A 5,524-nucleotide genomic window follows, 5' to 3' on the forward strand; every position below is an offset into this window, starting at 1 on the left:
AAGTACCCGGATTGGTATGAGCGGCGGATCGTCAAGAAGGAGCGGCGGGGCCGATGGACGGTTAAGCGTGACCTTTACGACTGGTGGCTGCACCGGATCGCCGATGAAATCCGGGTGGGCCATCGTTTCTATGGCATTATGACGCTGGCGATTTATGCGAAAAAATGCGGGATAGACGAGGACGAGCTGCGCCGGGACGCTTTCGCGCTGCTCCGGCCCTACGATGATATGAGCGTGGAGGATATAAACCGCTTTACAAAAGATGATGTGGTGTGCGCTCTGGAAATGTTCAATGAGGACTATGTGACATTCCCCAGGGACGATATAGCGAAGCTCTCCGGCCTGACTATGCCTGTCAATAAGCGTAATTTTCAAAGACAAGCAGATCATCTTGAAATTGCAAGAGCTATTCGGGATATTAAAGCGAAACAGCAAGGGAAAAAGGATTGGAGAGAAGGGAACGGGCGGCCTAAAGGCAGCGGAACGGCTCAGGTGCGGGTTTATGAATGGCGGCAGCAGCACCCGGAGGGGCGCAAGGCTGACTGTCACCGGGAAACTGGCCTTGATCCGAAAACCGTCCGTAAGTGGTGGGATTGCCCGCCGCCAGCGGTACGCTTTGAAAATGGGCATATAACAGTGCAGGTGTCCCCTTCCCAGGAGTTAAGCGATTGGCTCCTGGACGCGCTGCACAATGGAGGCCAGGAATAAGGCCCAGAAAGGCCCCTGTTACGCTTTAGAAGCCGTTTTCAGCCCTCCGAGGGTAAATATACCGGCCCCCTCTCTACCGCGCCCGGAAAGCCGCATAAATCAAGGCTTTTTTGCCACCTAAATGCGTACATACCAGGGCAGAAGTTTAAGAGCCAGGGCTTGGGGAAACGGGCAGGAAAATGTATTGACATTGTAAATAAAAAATGATACAATGTATATAATAAGAGTGAAAGGAGTTGCTATCTATGGCGAATACAAATATTAACATTCGTATGGACGCAGATTTGAAGCGGCAGTTTGAGGCGTTCTGTGCTGATATGGGAATGACGATGACAACGGCGTTCAATGTTTTTGCTCGTAAGGCGGTGAGAGAGTATAGAATACCCTTTGAAATCAGCGGCGATGTGCCGAACGCAGAAACCGTCGAAGCAATCCAGGAAGTAAAGAGAATGAAGGCCGATCCGAGCCTCGGCAAGACCTATTCCAATGTCGATCAGATGATGGAGGAGCTGCTTGCCGATGTATAACATAAGACCAACCACAAAGTTTCAGAAGGATTTGAAGCGTGTGAAAAAGCGCGGCTTTGATATTTCTTTGCTGACCGATATTATTAAAAAGCTGGCTGCGGGGGAGCCGTTGCCGGAGAAGAACAGGGATCACCAGCTTTCCGGGGACTATGCGGGGTGTCGTGAGTGCCACATTACGCCGGATTGGTTGCTGATCTACGAAGTGGACGGGGACGAGCTGATTTTATATCTTACCCGGACGGGATCGCATAGCGACTTATTTTAGGGGAAGGAGGAAAGGTCTATGAGCTGGGATAAAGAGAGGATCGCGCAGATACAGCTTCCCGATCCGGCAGACGATGATCCGCACCCTCGTCTGCTCTTGGAAGGGCGCGGCATACACGCAGGAGAGGGATTTACAGCTCTGTTTCCAGATGGCTGGCACGAGATTACCCTTGAAGTAGCCTGGGAGCCGACAGGCCCTGCTTGCTGGTACATATCTACGCCTGGGTTTAAGGGTGTGTGTCCTGTGGGCCTGTTCGTGAAAGTATGAAAACGATACGGCAGATAGCCGACGAGATAGGGGTATCAAAGCAGGCGGTCTATAAGCGATACAAAGGCAAGCTGCATACGGTTTGCGCTCCGTATACGCATACGGAGCAGGGGGTATTGTATCTATCGGAGCAGGCTGAAACCCTGATAAAACAAGATTTTTTGAAAGATGACCGCTCCAATGGAGCGCATACGGATACGCATACGGAGCGCTCCATTGGAGCGGTGCCGGAGCAGTCGCAAGAGGCCGGAGTGGTAGCAGTTTTGCAGGCCACCATCGACACGCTGCAGGGGCAGCTTGAAGTGAAAGACCGGCAGATTGAGGAACTAAACGCAAGGCTGGCAGAGGTCAGCGCGGCGCTGCTTGCCGCCCAGCAGACAGCAGCGGCGGCCCAGGCCCTTCACGCGGGGACAATCCAGCAGCAGCTTCTTACCGGGGAGGCCGGAGCGGATCAGCAGGGCCAGGAGCCGGAGCAAAAGCGCGGGTGGTTTAGTAAACTGTTTGGAAAGTAGAAAGCAACTTAAAGTTGCTCAATAATTGATGGTAGCAACCGAGAAGTTATTGCTAAAATGATAATCAGAAAGGAGGAACAAATATGAGTATAGCGGCACCAATGCTGGTTATTTCTTTGATCATCTATGCAGGTCTTTTCGGGCTATTTATCTATCTGGTTATCTTAATTATTCGAGCTTTGAAGAAATATATTAGGTCTAAAGATGTAAGAGCTGAAAAGAGCGTCCTTAAGCAAAATTTAGGTGAAGTATTGAAAGACTTGCGGACTAAAAATAAGATGACTCAAGAATTTGTAGCAGAAACAATAGGGGTTAGTCGGCAAGCAGTATCTAAGTGGGAAAGCGGAGAATGTGATCCGAGTACCTCTAATTTGATTGCGCTGGCAAAGTTGTACAGAACGACGGTTGAGGAAATTTTGCAGAACATAAAGCAGTAATTTGACAGTGTGGCCGAAGCCCCAGCCGGAGCCGCCCGAAAGCAGCGGGAAACCGTAGCGGTTGGCAGCTCCGGCAATCCCCCGCGGGAGCGCGCAAAAGCACTTTCATACTGCCAGCCCCAAAGGGGCGGCGGTGTGAAAGTGCTTTTGCGTTACTTTCTCACAAGAAAGTAACAAAGAGGTTGTGGCCTGCGGCCAGTTATGGTAAAATAAGAATAGTAAGATATGGGCTTTTTGCAGGAAAGGGACGGGTGATTTTATAGGTACAACCATTTCGGGAATGACGGGCCGGGGAAGCATCCGGCACAACAACAGGAGCTTTTCAGCGGCGAATGTAGACCGGAGCAGGTCGGGGCAGAATGTCACCTTTTGCAACGAGGATTTGAAAAAGGTGTACCACGAACTTTTCGATGAAGCCCTGGCTGCCTACAATGCCAAAAAGAAAAAGACCAGGGACAAGATACCAGACTACTATGAGCATATCAGGCAGAGCAAGCAGGAAAAGCTATTTCACGAGGCTATCTTTCAGATCGGCAACTTGACGGACTGCGGGTGCGGCTCCCCTGGAGGGGAACGGGCGGCGGCAGCTCTCAAAGAATTTGCAGAATCCTTCCAGGAGCGCAACCCTCATCTGCGGGTGTTCAATATGGTGCTGCACATGGACGAGGCCACGCCCCACCTCCATGTGGACTTCGTGCCTGTGGCAACGGAACAGAGCCGGGGCCTCTCAACGCGGGTATCAATGAAACAGGCGTTAAAGCAGCAGGGATTTGAAGGGCTGGGCCGGAAGCAGACAGAATGGAAAGCCTGGATGGAACGGGAGAAAGAAGCTCTAACGGAAATCGCCCAGGCGCACGAATTTGAGATTATCAGCCTGGGCGGTGGCCGGCCTCATATGGAGCTGCCAGAGTATAGAGCAGCGGCCCAGCGGCTTGAAGCTGTCCAGGAACAGGTGATAGCGGCAGAGCAGGAGATCGCGGCTCTGGAAAAGCAGAGAAAGGCCCTGCAAGGGAATGTGAAGCTGCTGAAAGCGGTTGAGAAGGTCAAGCCCGATCTGGACGCAATACAGCCGGAAAAGACGCTGACAGGGGCCGTCAAGGGCGTGACGGTGGAGCAGGTGAAGGAGCTGAAGGCGGCGGTGATCCGGGGCGCGGCGGCAGAGCAGAAGGTGCGGGAGCTGAAGGTAGAAAACCAACAGCTTCAGCAGAAAATCCCCTCGACGAAAGAAAAGCTGAAGGAGGCCCAGGAGCGGCAGCGGCTTGAAAATGAAAACCGGCAGCTCAAAGTGCAGGTGGAATACCTGGAAGAAGATTTGAGCCGGGAGCGCGGGTTTTCGGCGCGGCTTCAGGAAGGGATCGGGGCGGTGCTGGATTTCCTGGATCGGCACTTGCCAGAGCAGTTCCGGCCCCTGGTCGAAAAGGCGCGTGAGCTACTACCTGTGCCAGAGGTGCAGCAGCCGGAAAGAGAGCAGGAACGGGGCCATACCTGGGGTGGTATGGAGCTGTAAAAGAAGCCTGTCAGGGGGCCTTGCAAGAGCCGCCCGGACAGGCTATAATAACAGTAAAAATAGGGAATAAAATATATTGATAATATATGCCCCCCTATGGGGTATGGGAGATGGCAGGGAGTTAGTGGGTTGTAAAATAGGGAATAAAATATATTGATAATATATGCCCCCCTCTGGCCTTTAGGCCAGGGAGAAAAATAATAAAATATTCTCTCTCGGACAGGGAGAAAGTCGGAGAGGGTTATGGGGGTGAGCGGCGGGGTGTGGGAATGTGGTAAACCTGAAAGGTTTTCCATCATTTCCATGCCCCAGAGCGAGGGGGAAAAGGGGGAGGTGACTTTCTCTTTAAGGCCCCTTTGGGGCCGCTCTTTGGCTCCCCCTTTTCCCCCTGTGGGTTTGCAGAATGTACGAAAAGAGGTGTAAGGAATGGCGGATCAGCAAGAAGCTCTGGAACGGCTGCGGGAACTTTACAGGGAAAAGAACGAGCATTTAGAGAAGTTTTTGGAGCCGGTGGAGCCGTATGAGTTTTATCGTGAGATCTTCCCGGAAGGATCTTTCGAGAGGAAGGGTCATTTTGAGGACAGGAAGGGAAATGGAATTGCGGTGACGGTGCCGAAAGGTGAGGTTGACAAGGCAACGGGGATTGCCTTGCAGATCGAGGGGGACGGTAAAGCGAAACGCTGTACCATCACTGACGAGCTGGACGAGCTGCGGGAGCTGCAAGACACCGATTTTACGATTATGTCCCCGATTTCTTATTTTGGGCGGCGGCGGTGTGGCAAAAATGCCCGGTATCTCTATGCTCTGGTCTTTGACCTGGACGGGGTGGGTATGCCTCAGCTCCGGGACACGCTGCACCAGATGAATAAGGATATTTTGCCCCAGGCAACCTTTGTTGTAAACAGCGGGACAGGGCTTCACCTGTATTATGTGCTGAAAGAGCCGGTGCCTATGTACCCGTACAACCAGAAATGCTTGAAAGAGCTGAAATATTCCCTTACCCGGCAGATTTGGAATAAGTTTACCTCCACTATCAAGGAGCCGCAAATGCAGGGGATTTTGCAGGGCTTTCGGGTGGTCGGCTCCGGCTCGAAGCTGGGGGGTGAGTATCCTGTGAGGGCGTTCCGGCTCGGCGGGCCGGTGGAGCTGGCGTGGCTGCTTGATTATATCCCGGACAGCAACGGGGAACAGCAGCGGCTTGAGGGGCTTATGAGAAAGAGCCGCCTGTCGCTGGCCGAGGCGAAAGAGAAGTACCCGGATTGGTATGAGCGGCGGATCGTCAAGAAGGAGCGGCGGGGCCG

General features: G+C 52.8%; 6 protein-coding genes and 2 pseudogenes. All 8 read left to right on the top strand.

What is annotated here, in order from left to right; all coding sequences use genetic code 11:
* Positions 1-708, top strand: a pseudogene (locus DWX68_RS14265) (hypothetical protein); the annotation flags it as partial.
* Positions 709-953: 245 nt separating this feature from the next.
* The gene (locus DWX68_RS14270) at positions 954-1,235 is read left to right on the top strand and encodes a type II toxin-antitoxin system RelB/DinJ family antitoxin (RefSeq protein ID WP_087295645.1); all 282 of its coding nucleotides are present in this window, start codon (positions 954-956) and stop codon (positions 1,233-1,235) included.
* Complete coding sequence (locus tag DWX68_RS14275; protein ID WP_066859802.1) at positions 1,228-1,500, top strand: type II toxin-antitoxin system YafQ family toxin; 273 nt, start codon at positions 1,228-1,230, stop codon at positions 1,498-1,500. The genes DWX68_RS14270 and DWX68_RS14275 overlap by 8 nt, the downstream gene beginning before the upstream one ends.
* An 18-nt stretch (positions 1,501-1,518) precedes the next feature.
* Positions 1,519-1,767, top strand: a complete 249-nt coding sequence (locus DWX68_RS14280) for a hypothetical protein (RefSeq protein ID WP_087295647.1) — start codon at positions 1,519-1,521, stop codon at positions 1,765-1,767.
* The gene (locus DWX68_RS14285; protein WP_117515913.1) at positions 1,764-2,279 is read left to right on the top strand and encodes a hypothetical protein; all 516 of its coding nucleotides are present in this window, start codon (positions 1,764-1,766) and stop codon (positions 2,277-2,279) included. The genes DWX68_RS14280 and DWX68_RS14285 overlap by 4 nt, the downstream gene beginning before the upstream one ends.
* Positions 2,280-2,362: 83 nt before the next feature.
* Positions 2,363-2,716 (top strand): helix-turn-helix transcriptional regulator, encoded by a 354-nt coding sequence (locus DWX68_RS14290; RefSeq protein ID WP_117515911.1) that lies wholly within the window; start codon positions 2,363-2,365, stop codon positions 2,714-2,716.
* Between the two features lie 280 nt (positions 2,717-2,996).
* Positions 2,997-4,223 carry a plasmid recombination protein gene (locus DWX68_RS14295; RefSeq protein ID WP_182432203.1) on the top strand — a complete coding sequence of 409 codons (1,227 nt, stop codon included), beginning with the start codon at positions 2,997-2,999 and terminating at the stop codon, positions 4,221-4,223.
* 426 nt (positions 4,224-4,649) lie between these two features.
* Positions 4,650-5,524: pseudogene (locus DWX68_RS14305) on the top strand (hypothetical protein); the annotation flags it as partial.

The sequence above is a fragment of the Clostridium sp. AF20-7 genome (assembly GCF_003479275.1).
Classification (GTDB): Bacteria; Bacillota; Clostridia; order Lachnospirales; family Lachnospiraceae; genus Otoolea; species Otoolea fessa.

What these genes read in the sequence shown, in the direction of transcription:
- DWX68_RS14270 (WP_087295645.1), top strand. Translation starts at nt 954, where the DNA reads ATGGCGAATACAAATATTAACATTCGTATGGACGCAGATTTGAAGCGG.
- DWX68_RS14275 (WP_066859802.1), top strand. Translation starts at nt 1,228, where the DNA reads ATGTATAACATAAGACCAACCACAAAGTTTCAGAAGGATTTGAAGCGT.
- DWX68_RS14280 (WP_087295647.1), top strand. Translation starts at nt 1,519, where the DNA reads ATGAGCTGGGATAAAGAGAGGATCGCGCAGATACAGCTTCCCGATCCG.
- DWX68_RS14285 (WP_117515913.1), top strand. Translation starts at nt 1,764, where the DNA reads ATGAAAACGATACGGCAGATAGCCGACGAGATAGGGGTATCAAAGCAG.
- DWX68_RS14290 (WP_117515911.1), top strand. Translation starts at nt 2,363, where the DNA reads ATGAGTATAGCGGCACCAATGCTGGTTATTTCTTTGATCATCTATGCA.
- DWX68_RS14295 (WP_182432203.1), top strand. Translation starts at nt 2,997, where the DNA reads ATGACGGGCCGGGGAAGCATCCGGCACAACAACAGGAGCTTTTCAGCG.